Genomic DNA, 22,658 nt, shown 5'->3' on the forward strand with positions numbered 1-22,658 from the left:
ACAGCAGTTTTGGATTTGATGAAGTGCAGATCGATCCCCCTAAATCCCCCTTAAAAAGGGGGACTTTCTTATTCCCCCCTTCTTAAGGGGGGCTAGGGGGGATCTTTCCAATGTACTTCATTACAGCACTCAATGCTGAGGAGGGATTGATAATTTCAAGGACTTAGATCGTAAGAGCCATCTGGCAAACTATTGTACAAGTTATCAGTTTTATTGTTAACTTGATCGATCCAGAAACGATAAGCCACTTGGTGATTACCAGCACCTCCCAAAATATTAATCAAGGAGTGACTAAGTTTCCGATATTGAGACATAACCGAATCTGGTAAATAAAAATTCCGATCGCCAACTTCAGGATTCCCCTGTCCTAACAAGTTATTAGTATTGCCAACTCCTAAAAAGTTGGTAGTACGAATCACCGTGATATCCCCATCATTGGGATCGAGTCGGTTTTCAGCAGATGGACGAGACCCCCACAATATACGTTCTCTTTCAAACATTGGCCCTGCCGGATCGAGGGCAATAATTTTTAAACTTCCGTCCCAGGTGTCTTTGAGATTTTCCGCTACATAACCAGCAACTTGAGCGCCAAGACTATGGCCAATGAGAGTCGTTTTGTCTAAGTTAATACCCATCTCACTAAGAATTTGGGTAACTCCAAGTCCAACATCTTGAGTGGCTTTAGCTGGGCCTCCATAATTTAATGGTAGGATTCGATTAAGCCCATCATTGGAAACTTCTCCCCAGTCAATTCTGACGACATTATCACCTGGATTCTTTTGGCGGTAAGCATCAGCCATATCCCTAACCCATCGGTCGTTACCTGTATCCCGGTAGCCATGAATAATAATTTTTGTTGGTTTTGAAGGATCTATGGGACGATCTGTTGTCCATTTAGCTGTCTTACCTGTATTTCCTATTGTGAAACAGCCACTAACTATGTTACCACTTTCATCAATATTGTAGCGGTTACCTGTTTGTGGATGTTTATAATATGAAATATGTCCATCTCCATCCATCTGTGCCTCTAGCTGACTGGTATCAACTGCGATTGCCTGAGAAATATCATTGCCATCGATCTCTTCATTTTGAGCATTTTCTTCAATACAAGGTTCACAAGGTACACAACACTCCTCTTTACCAGAAATTTTATCAACCAAACCAACGAGATCGTCTTTCCAGATATTCAAGATACTGTTGAGACCAGAAAGCAACCCTTCAATACCACCATCCTTAATCACGCCAGCTACTACCAGACCCGTATTACCCACGTTACCCGTCAGTTCCAAAACTTTAGCCAAAGTGCTATTGAAATTGCCCGCGAAACTTTGACCAACTGAAACCACAGCATTGAAAATATTACCAATTGCACTCAACCAATCGCCATCTTTAATTGCCTTAATCCCTCCATAAATCATCTCTGGCGCTTTTTGCAAGCTTTGCATCACTGAGAGCATAATTTTTTGAGTCGTTTCGCTCAAATTGCCCATAAAGCCGCCCATGGTCGAAGCAGCAACGCTCGCAATAGTGCTGAGAATTTCAAAGAAGTTAAAAATGTTCTGACCAGACATCAGCGCCCGAACGCGAGTAAAGGCACTAGCAGCAACTGACTGTAAAGCTTGCAGGGCAAATTTAGCGCCTGCTGTCAGCGTATTACTCATGCCTGCGGTTACCGCACTCAGTGCAGCCATTACTACATTGAAAATACCGCCTAACCAATCTCCATTCATCGCCGCTTGAATCGCAGTAATTCCGGCAGTCGCCAGGCTTAAACCAATGGCAAATGGAATCAATACAGGGAAGGACACACTGAGTATAGAGACAATGGTACTAAGGACAGTCATGACTTGCGAAATCAGTCCCAATGTACTGTTCCAGAAGTATTTTTTCCGCGCCTTCCGTTCGGCAACCCGTTGTTTGATAATTTGCTCCAACATCTCTTTCGATTGTTGGGCGAGTTCGTTGGAAATATCCACCGCTTGCTCGGCTAGAGCGACTTTATTTAATGTCTCCAAATAGAGCGGGTCGATAATTTGTTTTTCACCGTCCAACTCTTCCATTCGCTGCAATTCTTTTAGGAAATCTTTAGAGGCTTTCTGGACATCTTTCTCGGCAGTTTGTAGCAGGGCAATATCCCACTGTTCCTCTAGCTCAATGCGATGAATCTCGGTTTTATAGTGTTGGACTTGGCCAATTAAACCGCCCATCACCTTAAACAGATTGTCCTGAATAGTTGCTGCTTCTTTCCCTTGCAACGCCTCATGAATATCGCCCTCAACCTCAGCCAACAGCGCCTTCAGATCATCCGGTAAATCCGGTTGTTGCTGTTCCAAGTCTTGCAACTGGGTTAACAGTGTCGCCATTTGCGACTGCACCTGCACCGGGTTAAAGTCGCCCTCAACCCCATCTAAACCCACTTCAGAGCGCACCGCATTCACCCCTTGCAACAGGGCATCTTCGGCTTGCAACTGCTCCAGTTGCTCCAACTTGGCTCGCGCTTCTAAGCGTTGACGCTCTAGCTCAATGGCTTCTCGCTCCAAGCGCTCCTCTACCGCTTTCTCGATGTCCTTTTGCCGCTCGGTAGCAATGGTTTGCTCTAACTGCGCTTGGGCGAGGTTCAGTTGTTCTAAATTTACCAGGGTGATAAATGTTTGCTCCGTTTGTTCCCGGATGCGGGTAATGCCATCGAGACGGGCTTGGGCAACGGCTAACTCTTGCTGTTTCTGCTCCCGCTCTTCCTGAGTTTCGGCAATGCGGTCATTAATGTCTTTCAGCATTTTCGCTGCTGTATCTTGTCGCGCTTGCAACGCATTCTTCTGATCTTCCGCCGTGCGCTTCAGGTGGCCGAAGTGGTTGGCTTGCGCTTGGGCGCGTTGTTGCAGTTGCCGGTGGGTCAGCATTTCGTGATAGTAGCGGTTGGCTAGGGCGCGGTCTTCTGGGCGGGCAATACCTCCGGCGCAACTGCCCCCGGTATCGCTGGCAATATCGCTGTAATCTCGATAGTAGATTTCGGCTGCCGTTGCCATATCATTGTGCTGGGCTACATCTAGCAGGTGTTTTGCCTCCTTATTGCCTGCGTCAATCATCTGCTGTAACCGTTGCTGAATCTGGAATTCCAGGTCATTGACTTCCCGTTGTTTCTGGGCCGCTTGCAAGGTATAGTTGGCGTTCAATTCCGTGGCTTCCAACAAGTCGCGCAGAATTTGCTGATGTGCTTTGGCGGCGCGTAAATGCTCGTCATTTTGCGCCAATAAGTCGGCTTGCACCTCTTGCAACGGAGCCGTGAGCGCCTTGCTGCTGGCTTCCGCTTGCTCGGCTAACCTTTGGGCTTCGGCTAGGGCTGCACGAGCATCAGTTAACTGTTTTTGCAACTGCTCCAAGTCGCCGGGAGAGGTGAGATAGGCATCGAGCAGCCGTTGCTCGGCGAGAATGACTTCATGTTCGGCAGTCAAGAGGGTGCGTTTTTGACTGAATGCCCGTTGCTGTTGCTGCAATACGGTCGCTTTATTGTCCAGCAGTCCCAGAGCATTTTGCAGTTGCGCCTGTTTGGTTTGCAGGTCAACATCCGTGGGAGATTGGGCAATTTGTTCGGACAGGGTTTCCCGTTGGGCAATTAAGTCTTCGCGCAGTCGGTTCACTTCGTCGGTTTCCGTCGTCAGGGCAACAGTTTGCCGCTCTACCCATTGCTCGACATCGGCGAGTTGATGCTGCAATTCCTGGGACTTGCGGTTGAGTTCGCCGCGTTTTTTGAGAATATCTTCGACAATGGGCAGATATTCGCTGTCGTTGTCTTCGAGTTCTTTCCACTCGGCGAGAACTTTGGCGTTATACTCATCCGCTTCTTTTTTAGCTTGGGCTAACTGTTGTTCGACTTCCGGTAAGATTTCTTCGAGTTGCTGCAATGCTTCCTGGGCAGCAGGAATTTGTTCGCGACTCGCTTCTAACTGTTCGACTAAATTGCGACTGGCGGTAATGGAAGGCTCGGCTGCATTGACAGCGTTGACGGTGCTTGCCCATTGTTCCGCCAGGGGTTTTAAGCGCTCTTGTTGCTGGGACTGGTTATCGGTGGCAACAAGTTGACGAACGGCTTGTTCGCGCAGTTGTTGGGCATATTTGGTATAAGTATCCCAGAGAATCCAGTGATGATCGACATGGGTGAGGGTAACCCAATGCTCTTTTTTCTTACCGGATTTACCGCGCTTCCAGGTTTTCCGTTGTTCTGTCCAAGTGGGGCCGTTTTTGCGACTGAGTTGCCAGTGGTGGGCGGCTTGTTTTTCGTACCAGTCGGCTTGGGCAAGAGCGGCTGAGGCTTGGGCGTTGGTTTGCGCGAGTTCGGCGCTGACTTGAGCGAGTTGGTTGTTGTATTTTTGGCTGTTGATTTCTGCTTCGGTTTGCAGGAGGTCGATGGCTGTACCATTATCGGGAGAATTGTTTACAAACTGGGTGCGGTAGGCTTTAGCGGTGGGTAGTTGTAAGGCGGCATCCCGTTGTTGAGCGGCAACATTGGCAGCATGTTGAGAGGCATTGCGTTGAGCTTCGGCATGGGGGTTGTGAATCCATCCATAAACCGGGGTACGCCTTCTCTTGATCCAATTAAAGAAATAGCGTGAGTTGTTATAACCCGTAATACCCCAAGTCCAAATCTGGCTATTCCAATGATTGGCATTCATTTGATGCTGATGCCGTTGAGCTTCGTATTGTTGTGCCCGCGCTTCATCCTGTTGCTTGTAGATTGCGTACTGCTTCTGATAAGCTTCCAACTCTTCGGACTCTGCACCATAGCGCTCGGCAATGGGGGCAATTTCTTCCCAGAGTTTGGCATCTTGTTCTATCCACTGTTTGAGCTTGTCGATTTCTTGGGTTAAGGTGGTTTGCCCTTGTTCGAGTTCGTCATAGAGGGGAGCAGCAACTTCCAGGGTAGTAATAGCATCGCGCAAATTGGCTAAGGTGCGATCGCGCTCTCCATCAATTTCTCCCAAGTTCTCCTCAATATACGCCACCAAATCATCCACAGATTGGGATAATTCCTGCTGACTTGCGCCAATTTCCTTGGTTTGTGCGTGTCCTTCCAGCAGTTGTTCTGTCCAGACTTTGGCTGCATCGCTCAGGTCTTGCCGGATGCGATCGCCCAATTGCGCGTAAGCTAAGATAGTATCCTCGCTCAATGCTGTCTCTGTGGCTTCTTCCGTCTCTAATTGACGCTCCAGCGCCGCTAACCGCTCATCATTGGTTTCCAGTTGTTGGCGAATTTCCAGTTCTTGCTGTTGACGCAAGGGTTGAATGGCGTTGGTGGCTTCTTCGAGGCGGGTAGTGAGAGCGGCGATGATATCATTATTATCATTTTGGCGGGTTAAGAGGCGATCGCGCTGCTCCGTCGTTTCTGCAATTAACTCGCTCAACACTTCCCGACTCACCCCATCCGTAGTGCGATTTAACTCATCTTCCCAATCAGCAATCATCGCAGTTAATGTAGGGGCGGGTTCACCCAGATTTTGGCCGCTAGACGAGCCGCTTCCTGAACCCGCCCCTACGGTTAATTGGGTATTTCGGGCTTTCAACTGCTCGATAAACTCATTAACCTTGGGTTCTACTTCCGTGGCAAAGAAATCCACATCCGACTCTGTTCCCAATACCCCGAAACTAATCATCCGTTGCAGCGCTTCGGCTTGTTCGGAGGTCGTTTCCGCCAACGCATCCGCCGCATCAGTCGCCTCATTCACCGCCCTTTGGAATGCCGCTAATTTAGCCTTTTCCACCTCTTGCAGAGGTTTAAGCCGCTCAACAATCGGGGCCATATCCCCTTCAATTCGAGCCACTTCTGCCGTCAACTGAGTCACTTTCGGAGTCACTTCAGCCAAGGCCGCTTGCTTCGTATTCACAACAGCCGTTTTCGGTGGAATTTCTCCTTGCAATTGGGCAATTTTGGCCTCAGTTTCCTGGATTTTCGGCCAATTATTATTGCGCTGTTCCGCTAACCGGGATGCTTTTTGCAAATTCTGGCGATAAGCCGCAGCATGTCCGGCATGATAAGCATAAGTATGCCCATTCCAATACCAGATATTCTGACGATGGTATTGCGCTTGTCCGTAATAATAAGCTTCCGCACTGCGTAGGGGGGCATCCTGCGCTCTCAAGCTGTACAACTGCAACTCTTGCGTCCGCAATTGATGTTGAGTAAAGGCTAAATCTTTCTGAGCATCCGCAACTTCAGCTTGCAATTCTTCCTGCTCTGCCGTCACTTCTGCCAGATGAGTTTGAGTCTGGGCTAAATCTGATTGTAACCCTAACAACGCTTGCCGGTCTTGTTCTCCTTGCTGGCGAATTTCCACCAACTCTTCAGTGGCTTTAACTTGATTTTCCAGCGCCTCTTTCCAAGCATCAGCCGCATTTTGATAATCCGATTCCAACGCATCCGCTTCATTCAGCACCGTCAACCGATTTTCCAGACGCTCCACTTCCGTATTCATCTGCCGGAGATAGCTATCGGTTAACTCAATTTCCCGATATTTGTCGGCAATTTCCACTTCTTTATCGGCAATGCGTTGATTGATTTCATCCAGAGTCGCTTGGAAATAGTCGCGCTCTTCCTCATGAGTTTGCCGTTGTGCCTGCAAGTCTTCAATCTTGACTTCATTCGCCGCAATATCAGAGTTAATATTGGTGATTTTATCCTCAATTTCGGATAACTCAGTTTTCAACAGTTCCAAGGCTTGCTGCTGATTCGCCAATTGAGTCTCTTGGGCCGCTTTTTGAGTCTTTAACCCTTGTTTCTCCGTTTCCAAATCAGCAATCTTAGTTTCAGTTACCGCAATTTTCGGTTGTAACTGAGTCGCCAGATTTTGGGCATCTTGAGCCGCAATATCCCGTTGTTGAGCCGCATTTTGAGCCGCAGCCAGTTCTGCATTCCGGTTAGCCTCAGCTTGAGGATTGTAGACTGTACCATAAACAGGAATTGTCAGAATCCACAAACGACGATAACCGACAATTCCTTGAGTATGAATTTGCCCATTCCAATAATTAGCATTATTTTGATGCTGCTGCCGTTTATTTTCCCAATTCTGAGTTACCGCGTTCGCATCTTGAATCTGCTGATGATACCCTTGCAAAACAGCCTGTTTTTCGCCAATTTCCGCATCTTTATCAGCAATCTTGCTCGCAGTATCCGCAATTTCAGATTCAATGTTCTCAATCTGAGCTTCCTTATCCGAAATTGAGCCTTCTTGCCCAACTTTGTCTTGTTCAGACTGCGCCAAATCATCCTCAAGCCCTTTAATCTCTTCTTGAGTTTTCAGAATAGCTGCATTAGTCTCAGCAATCTGCTGTTGCTTGAGTGCAATGGCATCCTCTAAATCAGCCTCAGCATTCATCGCTTGAATCGCTGTAAAACGAGCTTTATTTTCTGGTAGATTAGCTAAATCAACTTGCTTCTCAATTAACTTCTCTTCCTCAATCGCCGCTTTTTCCAATCCCAACTGGCGATATTCTCCCTGCAATAGCTCCAGGGTTTTGTTAGCTTCCGTTTGTTCTACTTGCGCGACTTCCAGACGTTCCTGCAAGTCGTCAAAGCCATTCAAGAAACTGGTGCTGCGGTTTTCCATTTCCCGCAAGAAATCGATATACTCTTGCAACGGCAAAGAATTGGTTTCTGGTAAATTATCGCGCCGATTTTCCAACTCTTCAATCAACTTCGCAAGCGCTAACCGTTGCGGAGATTGGGGAGCCGACCAATTAATCTGGTCTTCCTGTAATTTCGCCCAATCCAATTGTTCAGCAATATCGGCTAAATAGGCTTGCACCGCTTCAAATTGCTCCACTAAATCCGGATTCGTCGCTACTGCGTTGCCCAACTGTATCAACAACTCTTGAGCGCGAATCTTCTCATTTTCCAGTTGCTGGATTTGCTTTTTAATTGCTTGCAAGCGCTCTGGATAGGGCAAGAGATAACCATAGGTTTCCAGGAAGGTTTGTAAATCCTTCTGAGTAGTTTTCCGTTCCTCGCGATTCACTTTAGATTGCTCTTGCAAATCCGTTAACCGAGTTTCTGTGGCACTAGCTTTATCTTCCTGACTGGGTAACTGCTCCCCTTCGAGTTTCGCCAACTCTTCCTGAGCTTGTTGAATCTGTAAATCCAGGGTTTCCAGTTGTTGCCGTTGCACCGGAGTTTGCAAAGCGAGTAAATCTTCTTCTGCTTGCAATTTTTGCTCTTTAGCATTGATTTCATATTGAATTCCCTGCTTCAATTCCGGCCAATCTGCCACCCGTTCTGCTAATGCTTGCGCTTGTTGATTGAGGTTATCTGCCTCCGTTTGAGCTTGTCGCGCCCATTGTTCAAAAACGCGCCGTTCATTTTCAGAAATATTGGCTTGATGTTGCGCTTGGTCGCGAGGTGCAATATGTTCGGGATAATGTCGCCAACCATAAATAGGTCGAGTCCTACGTTTCAAGCCAAAGAAACGACTACTTGTATTATTAGCAACGACTTCCCAGCTCCGAGACAAATTATTATGATGGTTAGCTGTATCTTGATTTTGCTTGCGCCGTTGTTCGGCTAAGGCTGCTTTGTGCCAATATTTTTCTGCCAGTTGAGTCTTTTGTTCTGCCTGTTCTTGCAGCGCTTTTAAGATTTGATGGGCATCTTGAGACTCACCGGTAAGTTGAGACAGGAGTTGATTATTATTCTGCACCAGTTGCTGATAACTGCTCAAAACATCAGTTTGATGATTCATCTGAGCAGTTAGTTGCTCGACTTTCGCGGCATTTGTTGACAAGATATGACCTTGTGAATCAGCACTATAGGCATTTTTGCCAGCTTGATTGGCTATAGCCATGTGGTGATTGTATTTAGCTGTATCTCGCTTGCGAAGAATACGCCCACAAAAACCACGAGTTGTTGCCCAAGAGTTATGAGCAAGATGAGTATGATGTTGCTGTGTTTGCCGGTGCTGCGCTCCTTGCTGATAGAAACTTGAAGCAGTCGCTCTCAAAGCCGCAGATTGTTGTTGATACTGGGAAATTTTCCCTTTCAACTTATCAATCTCAGCTTGCACTGCATCGGGGTCAGCCAGTAAAGTATCGGGGTCAACTAATTGGTATTGCAGTTTCGCCAGCGCGTCTTTCACTGCTTCTTTGCTCTGAGCAATGGCTTCTTCGAGTAGCTCAATTTGCTCGGCATTCCCTTCAACTGCTTTCTCGCGCTCTTCCTTCAACGCTGCCAACTGTTCGTTTAACTCCTGTTGGCGAGTCTGCAAGGTTTGCAAGCGCCCTAACTCCAGTTGATGATGGCGAGTTGCCAGTGCCAAAGCGTCGGCTAACTGCTCTGACTCGGCAAGGGAAATGGCGGCATTGGTGTCTACCTGCTGATAGCGCTCTAATGCCTGGGTTTTCTGCTCTGCCAGCGCTTTTTGCAAGTCCTCTAAGGTTAAATCAGGGTTGCCCAAATTGGATAAGGTTTGCCACTGCTGCAATAACTGATTCTGGGTAGCTGTCAGGCTCTGTATCGCCTGCTCGGTGGCTTCTCCAGCCGCACGAGGAAGCACTTCAACCCGCCCTTCACCGGTAAAGGATGTGATTTCGATATCTTCGCTCTTAACCACCTCTTCTGGGGCAATTAAACCCGCCATCAGCACGGCTTCGGTGACGTTGAGTAAGCCCGCGCCGCTCTCGCTATCCCAGCCTTCTTCGCCTAAGTCTTGGGCGGTTTGTACGAGAATTTCTTTGACTTGCTGGTAACTTAAGTCTGGATTCGCCTGCCAAACTAAAGACGCAGCTCCGGTAACATAGGAGGTTGCCCGCGATGTGCCCACGAAGGCATCGGGGTTATTTTTATGTTCTCCCCCAGGAGCAACCAGGGTGAGGGTTTCGCCGCGACTGGAGTAGTCGGCAACTTCTTGAGTGGAGTTGACTGCACCGACGGTGATGATGTTGTCGAATTCATCGGCAGCTTGTCCCAAGGCGGACATGGCATCGCCGGTATTTCCGGAGGCAACCACGAGGAGGATGTTGTTATCGCGAGCGTATTGCAGGGCGAGTTGTTCTTCTGGGGTGAGTTGGTAGCGGGTGGTGATTTGCCCTTGGTCGTCAATTTGGGTTAAGTCGAAACTGAGGTTGACGATACCGCGCACATTTCCCGCGTTGATGGTGGGGGAAAGGGCGGGTTCAGGGAGATTTGGGTTGGTGTTGGGGATGGTTGAAAAACCCGCCCCTACCGGGTTATTGGTATTGTTTGTAGGGGCAGGTTCACCCAGATTTTGGCCACTAGACAAGTCAATTTGAGAACCTGCCCCAGTATCAACCGCCGAAGATAGAATGGGGTTATCGGTGTATTGGGATATGGTGGTGGGTAATCCGGCATCATCGCGGAGACTATCGATATAGGCGATGAGTTGTTGTGCCCAATTATTGCCTTCTATGCCTAATGTCTCGTATTCGTTGTTGGGATTAACGGACTCGAAGACTTCGGTAACGTCTTCTCCATGGTCTCCGGCAAAGTCAAGAAAGGCAACGGGAATGTCAGGCGCATCAGGTAAAATTAGGGAGGCTGCGTCTTGGGCGTTAATAAGATAGTTGTCCCATTGCGTAAAGTCTTCGTTGGTAAAGGCTTCTTGGAGAGAACTGGGTAAGCCAAAGAGTTCTCCAATTTCGGGGTTTTTGATAATGGCGTTAAAGGTTTGTGCGGCTTCGGGAGCAATGCCGACTTTTTCGAGGATGTCGGGGCGCTCTAGGACGTTGTAAATTGTGCCAAAGTTGTTTTCAAGTTCGATGAAGACTTCTTCGACAACGGGCAAAAGGTCAGGATTTTCGAGGATTTCGATGAGGTTATCGGGATTTTCCTTGAGTGCTGCTTGAACTTTCTGTAAGCCAGCGTTCAGCGCTTCTACGGATTCTGCGGAGACGTTGTTGTTGACAATTTCGATGGTGTGGATGGCGCTTTCTCCGGTTTCGGAGACGGCGCGGACGGCGATTTCGGTGATTTCGGTTTTGTCTTGGGGGTTGATTTGGAGGCGATCGCCCTCTAAACTAGCAAAAGCTTCTATTTCTCTGGCCTCCGTATCCTCAATCCCCGGAATTACCGGCACATCATCGGGTAAGGGTTTGGTTACATCGCCCCCTGCTACCAGCTCATAAGTCACCTCTTCATCTTCTGCGACGGCGAAAATCTCGGATAATTCAATCACTGGCTTAGGCTCTTCTGGGTCTAAAACCACTGATGTAGGGGCGAACGGCCGTTCGCCCCTACCCTTGTCAGTAACATAATCGAGAATCTCTTGCCCTAACTCCGTTTCGCGCCAGTCATTCTCAGCATCAATCACGTCATCCAGGTTAACCGCTTTACCCGTCGCGCCCTTGATGCGGAAAATAATGTCATTGTAATCATAGTCACTCTTGCCATCGACACGGATATCTTCCATCACAAACGTATTGCCATCGCCGGTAACATCGGCAATTTGGCCTACATGGAAGCCATCATCAGGATTAGCGGTAGACAGAGAGAATAAGGGACGACCGGAACCGCCAATACTGGGATTATCAAACACCTGCTGTATGCTCTTATTGGGAACAAGCATCACCCCAAAGGTATCCCCAGGACGCATCTGCACGGTTTTCACGCCAGAAAATTCCCCTTGATTCCAATTTTTTTCGCCTAGAGCGCCCTCGAATTTCGCGCCTTCTGTTTTGTCAGAAATCACGACATGACCCATCTCAGAGTCACTCAGGGCACGCTCTGCGGCAGTTTGGATAAACTGATCTGAGTCGAAATCTTCCATGCCTTCTAAGCTAAAAAAGGCGACTTCTCCCTGATATTTTCCGCCGTCAAAGAGGTACTCGACTTCAATTTCTCCGGTTTCGCCAACGGTGAAAACCCCAGAATCAAATTTAAAATCCGGTTTGGCTTGAGCGAGTTGCTCAATGACTTGCTCTGGTTCATGGGAGTTTTCGAGAGGTTCATCTGCTTCTGTCTCATCTGCGGTGATGAAGGAAATTTCTTCTTCAGAGGTTGCATCCGGGGTGGCAGCTTGTGCAACCTGCTCTGGGGAACCGTCGGTTTCAGACTCAGCATCAATCACTTCGCTGGGTTCTGTACCCTCTTCTGTGGGGGAGTCGGTCATAAACTCAATCTCTTCGATGTCTTCGTCGGGAATGAGATGGGCGACTTCGGCAGTGTCTATTTCCTCGCCTTCATCTGTAGGGGCGAGGGGCCCCTCACCCGTATTATCGGGTTCTGCTTCTTGGGTTTCTTCTGCATCGACTTCTTCAACGAAGCCAGGGTCGAGGTCAGGAAGGTCAATGCTGTCTACATCAAGGTTATCCGGGGTTTCTTCAAATCCATCGACGATACCGCTAGGGGTTCGAGAATGAAGGTTTGAGAGTCTTGGGAGTTGGAGGTTTTGGGGGATTTTTTTCTCAACCAGTTTAAGAACGACATGGGGTTAAGCCTCGGTATATGCACAACAGATGATTGAGCAGAAGCGGTGAGAGCCTCTGTAAGGTACTCAGGTTTTGGGAAGTATTTTTATGCAAAATCCGAGATTTTGTCATAAAACTTCATATTTTGTCTGGGTAGCAATGCCAGCCACTTTTTACTCAATGGTCAACGCGAAGTGAGTTTCACTGGCTTAAATACAGGAAAACCATCAGGAGAAAGCAGGATGTTACCCTGACGATCTCTTTCAACATCACAGAAGAGATAGTTACCCTTGTCATCTTTTCTCAACTGTAATTTCCCATTGGCCATTTCATAATCAGGAGGGTAAAACTGGGGCATCCCTTGTACTTCCAGCACTTGACCTTTATCATCTTTGATGACAGGACAAACCAGTACATCTCCTTTAGCATCAAACACCAATTCTTGAGTGTGAGGATGGCGAACCGGATTAGGATAAATGGGCAATCCCTCGGAAGTTTTCAAGGGGATTCCATTTTCATCACAAAGAGCCGTTAAAAATAGGGGTTCTCCATCAGCATTTCTCGCCAATTCGCGGGTCTGAGGATCGTAGAGTGGAATGGCATAATTGCCCCTACTTTCTGTACCTTTTAAATCGGGATGTGGGGGATGTAAACTGGGCAAATTCTCTGGATTGGCAATCGCCAATTGTTTGGTATACTGCACCGCAGCTTTGGTAAATCCCAACCGACTTAGAAATGCGTGGATACCCGTCTGCTCGGCCGACACCAAGATATCTACATCGCTCACTTTCATTTCATAAGCCTTGGCAATAGCTGCATCAGCCAGCAAGTGAATGGTGTTGGGATTACGATCTTCTGGCTCAATATACATACCCAAAACTGAACCCACACGCCGGGACTTGAAGGGGTTATTGAGTTCATGGTTAGATTGCCATTCCAGGGGTAAATCAGGGGGAGGCGCTTCATCATAAAAATAGACGAACACACAACCAACAATTAACGGATCGTTCTCAATATTCTTTTCTAACACCCACCCACAGCTAAGGGGACGGTTTAACTGCTGCACCATATAAGCCTGAAAATCAAAACCAGACTTGATGGATAAAGATGGATCGGCTATTTCTCGCTCTTGGGCAAATTTAGACCATAAAAGTCCCAATGGATCGGCATCTTCGAGGGTTGCACAACGGCAAGTATATTCTGTATTTTCAGTTGAGTTAAGCATGAGGGTTATTCGGGTTCTCTTTTTCCACCTGTTCCTTGCAAGACATGAAAAAATGTTACATAATCGTTGTGATTAATGCAGTGGAGACCCGAAAAATGCCTTGCAAGCTTCGTTTTTATTCGATTAATGCTCTGTTCTTATTACTCTACCCCTAAATCAAATCTTATCAATCGTTAGATTTACTGATATTGGTGTCCTGGAGAAAAAATATGTAATTTTACGGATGACTTGTCCTTTTGCAAAAATACGCATCACTGCGGTTGACAAAATCAACTTAATGTGTTAAAAAACAGCGATTGTCTAAGCAACTCTGCCGAATTATTGAGATTAAATGGTTCTATGAATAAACTGAGAAAACCAATCTACACTCTCCTCCTCGCCTTAGTCTGTACCAGCGTCCTACTTTTAGGAGGAATTACACTAGGACAAGCCCAAACCCCCATCCATACAGAAGTGGTGGAATATCAACAAGGGGATGCCATTCTAGAAGGATACCTCGCCTACGACCCCTCCAGTGACCAACAACGGCCTGGAGTTCTCATTATTCACGCTTGGAAAGGCTTAGGAGAATTTGAAAAAGAGCAAGCGGACAAACTGGCGCAGATGGGATATGTAGCGTTTGCTGCTGATATTTACGGTAAAGGCATTCGTCCAGAAACCACCGATGAAGCCAAGGAGCAGGCAACTTATTATCGCTCTAATCGTGAATTATTGCGCGATCGCGCCCAAGCCGGTTTAGACTACCTCAAACAACATCGCCTCACGAACTCCAAACAAACCGCCGCCATCGGCTACTGTTTTGGCGGTACAACCGTTCTTGAACTCGCTCGCAGTGGTGCAGAAGTCTCCGGAGTGGCCAGCTTCCATGGCGGACTCGACACCCCCAACCCAGAAGATGCTAAACAAATCAAAGCCAAAGTTCTCGCCCTTCATGGAGCAGACGATCCCGCTGTTCCTCCCCAAGAAGTCGCCGCCTTCCAAGAAGAAATGCGTCAAGCTGGGGTAGACTGGCAACTGATTGCCTACGGCGGTACGGTTCACAGCTTTACGAATCCTAAAGCTGGCAACGATCCCTCCAAAGGATCGGCCTATAACCCAGATAGTGCCCGCCGTTCCTTTGCCGCCATGGAACTTTTCTTTGACGAACTCTTTCAATGAAACTCCTAGTCAGTAATGATGATGGCATCTTTGCCCAAGGCATTCGCGCCTTAGCCAATACCTTGGCACAAGCTGGCCATGAAGTGAGCGTGGTCTGTCCAGACCGGGAACGGTCTGCTACTGGCCATGGTCTCACCTTACATAAACCCATCCGCGCTGAAGAAATAGATGCCGTCTTCGATCCAAGGGTGAAAGCCTGGGCCTGTTCCGGCACACCCTCGGATTGTGTAAAACTGGCTCTAGCTGCCCTACTGCCAGAAAAACCTGATTACGTCCTCTCTGGAATTAATCATGGGGCGAACTTGGGAACCGATATTCTTTATTCAGGAACGGTTTCTGCTGCCATGGAAGGGTTAATTGAAAAAATTCCGGCGATCGCCCTCAGTTTAACCAGTTATACCTCGCAAAACTTCAGCGTCGCGGCTAACTTTGCCGTCTCCCTAGTCACCGCCCTAGAAGCTATCCAACCCTTCCCCCCCCTGTTGCTCAATGTCAACATCCCTGCTCTCAAAGCAGAGGCGATCGCCGGAGTCGCCCTTACCCGTCAAGGGACTCGTCGCTATGAAGAAATCTTTGAAAAACGCATCGATCCCAGAGGAAAAACCTACTATTGGCTGGCCGGAGAATTAACCGAAGATGTCCTTGACCCCCCTTCTCAAAATCCCTCAGACTCCCCCATACTCACAGATGTACAAGCAATCCGCCAAAACTATATCACCCTCACTCCCTTACACTATAATTTGACATGCTCTTCAGGCTGCCAATATCTGAACGGGTTGCATTTACCCTATCCAATCTTAGGTTGATCGAACTATCAAGATGGACTCTGCGATCGATTCAGGATCTCGTCAGAGCCGAAACGTCACGTCTCAGGTTACGCTAGTGAAAAACATGCAGGTGGCACATTAGCTCAAAGGTTGTGGAATCCGGTAAACTCTTATGTCTCTTACACAACAACAATTCACCGTTCATTTTTGGGGCGTTCGCGGTTCAATTCCCTGCCCCGGGCCCGAAACCGTTCGCTATGGAGGCAATACCTCTTGTATTGAAATGCGCGTAGGGGGTCATCGTTTGATCTTTGATGGGGGTACAGGATTACGGGTATTAGGCCAATATCTTTTAAAGCATATGCCCGTTGAAGGCCATTTATTCTTTACCCACTCCCATTGGGATCATATTCAAGGTTTTCCTTTTTTTACCCCAGCATTTATTCCTGGTAATACATTTAATATATATGGGTGCATTGCTCCCAATGGAGAAACCATAGAAAATCGTCTAAATAACCAAATGCTACATCCCAATTTCCCCGTCCCCCTGAAAGTGATGGGATCGAAATTACTGTTTAATGACATAGAAGTAAGGAAACCGATTAAATTTGGTGATGTACTTGTAGAAAATGCTCCCCTCAATCATCCAGGGGAAGCGGTGGGCTATCGCGTCAGTTGGGGCGGCCATACGGCTGCCTATGTGAGTGATACAGAGCATTTTCCCGATCGCATGGATGAGAATGTGCTGTTCTTAGCCCAAGATGCCGATGTGATGATTTATGATGCCACTTATACGGAGGCTGAATATAATCATCCCAAAGCCAGTAAAGTGGGTTGGGGCCATTCCACCTGGCAAGAAGCGGTGAAAGTGGCGAAAGCAGCCAATGTGAAGAAATTGGTTATTTTTCATCACGATCCCCTCCATAATGATGAATTTTTGGATAAGGTAGGTGAAGATGTAGCCCAAAGCTTCCCCGATAGCTTGATGGCTAGGGAAGGTTTATCTTTAACCCTGGTTGCCCCCCCGTCCGATCCCCCGGAAACCTAAAAATCGGATTCGTTTTTATGGGCTTTCCCTGTTACGATGATAGGGATGTTTATATTGCGAAATGTAAAGCGTGTGGTCTATTGCTTCCCCGATAACGGCTTTAAAGCCAACGGCGATCGCCCTCGGCAACTTTGACGGAGTTCACCGGGGACACCAACGAGTCATTCAACCCATTACCCATTCCGGGCCCTTTAGCGGTGACCTCTATTCCAGTGTGGTCACCTTTTTCCCCCATCCCCAAGAAGTATTAACCGGCCAGAAAAAGCTACTGCTCACCCCTCCAGAAGAAAAAGCCGCCTATCTCCATCATCTGGGGGTCGATCAATTGGTGATTGTACCCTTTAATCAACAGACCGCTCGTCTGAGTCCCCAAGCCTTTGTCAGGCAAATTTTAGTTGAATCTCTGCAAGCCAAAATCATCAGCGTTGGGGAAGACTTTCGCTTTGGCCATCAACGCCAAGGAACCGTAAAAGACCTCCAGGCGATCGCCGCTCAATGGGGTATCAAAGTCATCATTACCCCTCTGGAAAGCTGCCAGGAAGGACGCATCAGCAGCTCCCAAATCCGGTTAGCCTTAACCGATGGAGACCTCCTACAAGCCAAACGCCTTCTCGGTCGGCCCTACAAACTCCAAGGTAAAGTAATCCAAGGGCAACAACTCGGCCGTACCCTCGGCTTTCCCACCGCTAACCTAGAATTGCCTGGACAAAAATTCTTACCTCGCCCCGGAGTTTACAGCGTTCGCGTCTGCAACCCCCTCTGGAGAGAGCCTCAATCCGTAATGGGAGTCATGAACCTCGGCAACCGGCCCACCGTTAATGGAGTCCAGCAAACGATTGAAGTTCACCTCTTTAATTGGTCAGGAGACTTATACGATCAAGTCCTATGCGTTGAACTTGAATCCTTCCTGCGTCCCGAACAAAAATTTGCCTCCCTCGATGCCCTCAAAGCCCAAATCAAAGCGGACTGTGAAACCGCTAGAGCAACCCTAATTCATTAACTCCAATGGTTTCTCCCCTCTCTGGGGATGGGGTGCATTCTCAGGTGTAGGAAAGCGCTTAAAACCCTGTAAAACCGACTCTAAAAGCGGCATCATTTTCGCCAGTTGCTGACCGCGAATCAGCAAATTCCAGCCGGGTTCCAGTTTTTTCCAACTGCCCGCATAAACCAAATGACGTAAGCGATGATTTAGACTGGTTTTAGTCGCTGCTCCTTGCCAAATGGCACTCCACCGATAAAAGTCTTTATAGGCTTGCCAATACCCCCTTTCCAACATTTCGGCACTCATTTTTGCCGGTTGAAATACCACATGACGAGTATCATATAAATCCCAGTTTTGGGTTAAAATTCGTCCTTCTTTCACCATCCGTTCATAGAGTGGCGTACCAGGATAGGGGGTAAGAATATGAAAGGTTGCTGTTTCAATTCCCTGGGAAATTGCCCACTCTACCGTTGTCTCAAAAACACTCTCATCATCCTCATCCATGCCAAACACAAAACTACCATTAATCATCACCCCCAAATCCTGTAAGCGGCGAATAGCCGCCGTATAATCCCGATTTAAGTTATGATATTTGTGCTGTTGGCGTAAATTATTAGCATTTAAAGTTTCAAAGCCAATAAACAAACTTCTCAGACCACTTTTAACCGCCAATTCTAACAAATCAGGTTGTAAAACTGCCTGAATCGTTCCTGCGGCTTGCCAAATGCGATTCATACCCAGCATCCCGGTAAAGAGTTCCCGCGCAAATTGGGCATTACCAAACAAATGATCGTCGAGAAAAAATACATAGTGTCCGGGTAAGCGTTCAATCTCCGCTAATGCCCGATCGACGGATTGGGTATAAAAAGATTTTCCTCCTTTGAAAAAGGCATCTTTATAACAAAAATCACAATGATGGGGACAGCCTCTAGACACCACAATTGAATTAGGCATCAGATATAAATGGCGCTTAATTAAATCTCGGCGAATGGGCGGAGCGCTCAATAAATCGCGTTCCTGAGAAACATATCGCTTTTGGGGATGACCAGCCCGAAAATCCACTAAAAAACGAGGCCAAGTATCCTCTCCTGGCCCTAAAAAGATGGTATCTGCATACTGTTGTGCCTCTTCGGGTAAAGCTGTTACGTGCAATCCCCCTAAAACAATATAAGCGCCTTTTGGACGATAATGATCCGCTAATTCATAGGCTCGATAAGCCGAAGTAATATAGACTTGAATCACGACTAAATCGGGATGATCGTCTAAATTCAGGGCTTCCACATGCTCATCTTGTAAATCAATTTCGTCTTCTGGGCTAAAAAACGAGGCGATCGTCGCTAAACCCAAAGGGGGAAAGAGGGAATATTTAATCGGCCGCCAATGGGGACTAAGGGCTTCAGTTAAAGCCGGTAAAATCATTTTAACTTTCATGAGTTTAAGCCTAGAAAATGAATGGGTAATGAAGTTACTGATGAGATTGAATTCTTTTTTAGTATAAACCCAAACCAAATCAGTTGTGTAAAAATTGCGATTTATTTATTTTTAGAGGTTTTTTGTATAAAAAATTAAGAGATTGTAATAAAGTATTTTCAGTTGCGTCGCCGGGTTGTCAGTCGCCCGGAAGAGAACTTTTTTCCCCAGTAGGATCGTCAGATCAGCCGTCCCAGACTATCCCTTTGAATATGATTCGTAAACTGACCCCTCTGACTTTAGTCCTAACCTTAGCTTGTACCTCTCACTTTATACATCCAGCCTGGAGTGAAGCATTTACCCATTCATCTGAGAAATACACCGCCCAAACTCCTCCCCCTAGCTCAACTTGGGTGACCCTTACCCCTTCCGTTGATCCCACTAGTGGCCCCACTCTGTCTTTGTGGTCTACCTATTACCATATTTATCAAGCACAAGAAACGACTAACGGTTATCCCTTACTCGATCCATCCGGTCGCGCTCTAGCCTATCTTTCCCATCAAGATTGGTGCTATGCTGCCCTACAAGGTACAGTTCAAGTTCAAGATCTTGCGGGAAATTTAACGACCTATAATTTTGCTGGTCGAGGGTCGAGTTTACAGCTAGATTGTTCGGCTTATTTTAAGAGTCTTTCCCCTGAAACCCTACAAAAAACAGGGCGAGTCCGTTTTGGTGTGGCCCTTGGCCCCCATGGGGATGGGGCGGGTGGATATGGTTTAGTCCCTTATCGCACCATAGCCGTTGATCGCCAACAAATCCCTTTAGGCTCTGTGGTTTATATTCCTGCGGCGAGAGGACAACAGATTCAGCTTACCCATGGAGAGAGGATTATTCATGATGGTTATTTCTTCGCCGCAGATGTGGGCAGTGCCATTAAGGGTAATCATATTGATGTCTTTGTCGGATCGGATCAACGTAGTCCTTTTCCCTTCATCACCAGTAGTCCTAGGGGCACATTTGAGGCGTTTGTGATACGAGATCCTGCAATTGCCGAAGTGTTAACTCGTATGCATCTTCCCCCATACTGATAGGTAAGATATTCAAGAGTGTAAGGAAAATGAAATTTATGACCGCAAAACGCATCGCGGAAATTCTGCGCCAAGGCAACCCAGACGATCGCCTGATTGTTCAAGGATGGGTGAGAACCAAACGGGAACTAAAAGCGTTTTCGTTTATTGAAGTGAATGATGGTTCCTGTTTAGCCAATTTACAAGTGGTTCTGGAGCAGGAAATACCTGGGTATGAGCAGGTGCTAAAGTCTTTGAGTACCGGTGCATCGGTGGAGGTAGAAGGGGTTTTGGTGGCTTCTCCAGCGAAGGGACAACGGGTGGAGTTGAAGGCGGAAAAAGTGGTGGTGTATGGGGAAGCGGATGAGAATTATCCGTTGCAGAAAAAGCGCCATTCGTTTGAGTTTTTAAGAACGATCGCCCAATGGCGATCGCGCACCAATACATTAGGGGCGGTTTTCCGCGTCCGCAATGCCTGTGCTGCTGCCGTTCATGAATTTTTTCAACAACGGGGCTTTTTGTGGGTTCACACGCCGATTATCACGGGGAATGATTGTGAAGGTGCAGGGGAGTTGTTAGCGGTGACGAGCTTGGATCTCAACAATGTGCCGCGTACTGAAGGGCAAGGGGTGGACTATTCCCAAGACTTTTTTGGTAAACCGGCCTATCTTACCGTGAGTGGACAACTGGAAGCGGAAGTGATGGCCATGGCTTTTGGCAATGTTTATACCTTTGGCCCCACGTTTCGAGCGGAAAACTCGAATACCTCCCGCCATTTGGCTGAGTTTTGGATGATTGAGCCAGAAATGGCGTTTTGCGATCTAGAGGGCAATATGGATTTAGCGGAGCAGTTTTTGCAGTTTGTGTTTAAGTCAGTGTTGGAGAAGTGCCCGGAGGATATGGAGTTTTTTAACCAACGGGTCGATCATACGGTGTTGGCAACAGCCGATAATATTATTAACAATCAGTTTGAGCGGGTCACGTATACGGAGGCGATCGCCCTTTTGCAAAAAGCGCCGGATAAGTTTGAATTTCCCGTAGAGTGGGGCTTAGACTTGCAATCGGAACACGAGCGCTATTTGGCTGAAAAATTATTCAAAAAACCGGTGATCGTTACCGATTATCCTATTGAGATTAAGGCGTTTTATATGCGAGTGGGAGATGATGGTAAAACCGTTCGCGCGATGGATGTCCTTGCGCCCAATATTGGCGAAATTATCGGCGGTTCGCAACGGGAAGAGCGCCTAGATATCCTGGAAAATCGGATGCGATCCCATGGCATCAATCCAGAGGAGTTATGGTGGTATTTGGATTTGCGGCGTTTTGGCACAGTTCCCCATGCCGGTTTTGGTTTAGGCTTTGAACGGTTAATACAATTTATGACCGGAATGGGCAATATTCGCGATGTGATTCCCTTTCCCCGCGCTCCTCTAAGTTTGGAGTTTTAAGATTGCTCTATCCCTCTCCCTCTCTGAAAGGGATTTCTCCTTTTCTCTAGGGAGTAAGATGGTTGCACTCCCGAAAATCTGCTTAAAGATTAAGTTTAAGTGGAAGATTTAGGGTCTGATTTCCACAGGGCTTCGCGCAAATTATCTTCTAAATCTCGCAGTTTTTCGTACAGTTCCTGTTGTTCTGGGGTTAATTCGGTGGGAAATTGAATCTCAATTTCTACCACCTGATCGCCCCGTCTGCCCCGGTTATCGGGATATCCTTTATTGGCTAATCGTAATTTTTGACCGCTTTTCACTCCTGGGGGTAAATTCATTTTCACTAACCCATCCAGGGTGAGGACTTCAACTTGTCCGGCTAAAATGGCTTCTACTGGGGTAATGGGCAGTTTACAATAGATTTCATTCCCTTCAATTTGCAGGAAGGGATGGGGTGCAACAGTGATTTTCAGGTATAAATCGCCGCCATTCATGCCTAACTTCCGCAGGCGCATTTTTTCACCGCTCACCATACCGGGGGGCATGTCTACTTCCAAAGAACGACCGTCTTCTAAGCGGATACGCTCTTTTCCCCCGCGATAGGCTTTTTCTAGGGGCAAGGTTAATAAGGCTTCGATATCCCGTTTCATGGGTCGGGATTCGCTGGTGACGGTGCTATAAACTTTAGAGCGTCCGGGACTATAGGCTTGGGCATTGGGTTCAATGGGACGCGATCTTTTGCCCATCGGTTCTCCCTGATTCACTTCTCGGCGACGGTTGAGTAAGCTATCGAGAAAACTATCGAAGGTGGGAAACTGACTAAAATATTCAATTTCTGCCGAAGAAAACTTGGAGCCACTATTGCGTTTGCGGTTATTTTGACGCGCTCTTAAAAAGAAGCTCAGTTGGTCATACTCCGTCCGTTTCCCTGGATCGCAGAGGACTTCATAGGCTTCTAAAATGTCCTTAAATTGTTCTTCTGCTTGCTTATTGCCAGGATTGAGATCGGGGTGATATTGGCGAGCCAAACGACGGTAAACTCGCTTGATTTCGTCGGTGGGGGTCTCAGGACTAACTCCCAGAATCTCATAATAGTTCCGAAAGTTTTGCATAGTTTTGTTCACTTAGGGTTCTGGGAGAGGGAATGGGGGAATGGGGGAATGGGGGAA

General features: G+C 47.4%; 11 protein-coding genes. 7 read left to right on the top strand and 4 right to left on the bottom strand.

Annotated elements, in window-relative coordinates; translation table 11 throughout:
* Nucleotides 1-155: 155 nt before the first annotated feature.
* The gene (locus AC3FZD_RS18535; RefSeq protein ID WP_488737435.1) at nt 156-12,107 is read right to left on the bottom strand and encodes a S8 family serine peptidase; all 11,952 of its coding nucleotides are present in this window, start codon (nt 12,105-12,107) and stop codon (nt 156-158) included.
* A gap of 36 nt (nt 12,108-12,143) precedes the next feature.
* Between AC3FZD_RS18535 and AC3FZD_RS18540 the strand changes: the two genes are divergently transcribed.
* Nucleotides 12,144-12,365 (top strand): hypothetical protein, encoded by a 222-nt coding sequence (locus AC3FZD_RS18540; protein ID WP_488737436.1) that lies wholly within the window; start codon nt 12,144-12,146, stop codon nt 12,363-12,365.
* Between the two features lie 224 nt (nt 12,366-12,589).
* Here the strand turns inward: AC3FZD_RS18540 and AC3FZD_RS18545 are convergent, their stop codons facing one another.
* A complete protein-coding gene (locus tag AC3FZD_RS18545) occupies nt 12,590-13,630 on the bottom strand; it encodes a hypothetical protein (protein ID WP_488737437.1) in 1,041 nt (346 codons plus the stop codon).
* A 339-nt stretch (nt 13,631-13,969) separates the two neighbouring features.
* On the opposite strand from AC3FZD_RS18545, the gene AC3FZD_RS18550 reads away from it, so the two are divergent.
* From AC3FZD_RS18550 to AC3FZD_RS18565, 4 genes are all read left to right on the top strand, one after another.
* Nucleotides 13,970-14,788 (top strand): dienelactone hydrolase family protein, encoded by an 819-nt coding sequence (locus tag AC3FZD_RS18550; protein ID WP_488737438.1) that lies wholly within the window; start codon nt 13,970-13,972, stop codon nt 14,786-14,788.
* Entirely contained in the window at nt 14,785-15,594 is an 810-nt protein-coding gene (gene surE, locus AC3FZD_RS18555) for a 5'/3'-nucleotidase SurE (protein WP_488737439.1), read from the top strand. Before AC3FZD_RS18550 ends, surE begins: the two co-directional genes overlap by 4 nt.
* A 133-nt stretch (nt 15,595-15,727) precedes the next feature.
* Nucleotides 15,728-16,603, top strand: coding sequence for an MBL fold metallo-hydrolase (locus AC3FZD_RS18560; RefSeq protein ID WP_488737440.1), 876 nt, complete (start codon nt 15,728-15,730; stop codon nt 16,601-16,603).
* Between the two features lie 70 nt (nt 16,604-16,673).
* Nucleotides 16,674-17,603: a bifunctional riboflavin kinase/FAD synthetase gene (locus AC3FZD_RS18565; protein WP_488737441.1), complete on the top strand. Its 930-nt coding sequence runs from the start codon at nt 16,674-16,676 to the stop codon at nt 17,601-17,603.
* Here the strand turns inward: AC3FZD_RS18565 and AC3FZD_RS18570 are convergent.
* Nucleotides 17,592-19,016 carry a B12-binding domain-containing radical SAM protein gene (locus tag AC3FZD_RS18570; protein ID WP_488737442.1) on the bottom strand — a complete coding sequence of 475 codons (1,425 nt, stop codon included), beginning with the start codon at nt 19,014-19,016 and terminating at the stop codon, nt 17,592-17,594. The genes AC3FZD_RS18565 and AC3FZD_RS18570 overlap by 12 nt on opposite strands.
* Nucleotides 19,017-19,267: 251 nt before the next feature.
* On the opposite strand from AC3FZD_RS18570, the gene AC3FZD_RS18575 reads away from it, so the two are divergent.
* Together AC3FZD_RS18575 and asnS are read left to right on the top strand one after the other, a co-directional pair.
* Nucleotides 19,268-20,083, top strand: a complete 816-nt coding sequence (locus AC3FZD_RS18575) for a 3D domain-containing protein (RefSeq protein ID WP_488737443.1) — start codon at nt 19,268-19,270, stop codon at nt 20,081-20,083.
* Nucleotides 20,084-20,121: 38 nt separating this feature from the next.
* Nucleotides 20,122-21,510, top strand: a complete 1,389-nt coding sequence (gene asnS / locus AC3FZD_RS18580) for an asparagine--tRNA ligase (RefSeq protein ID WP_488737444.1) — start codon at nt 20,122-20,124, stop codon at nt 21,508-21,510.
* 95 nt (nt 21,511-21,605) lie between these two features.
* Here asnS and AC3FZD_RS18585 read toward each other — a convergent pair whose 3' ends face one another.
* On the bottom strand, nt 21,606-22,601 hold the full coding sequence (locus AC3FZD_RS18585) for a DnaJ C-terminal domain-containing protein (RefSeq protein WP_488737445.1): 996 nt from the start codon (nt 22,599-22,601) through the stop codon (nt 21,606-21,608).
* Nucleotides 22,602-22,658 lie beyond the last annotated feature (57 nt).

The sequence above is a fragment of the Roseofilum sp. KMC-1 genome, assembly GCF_057802075.1.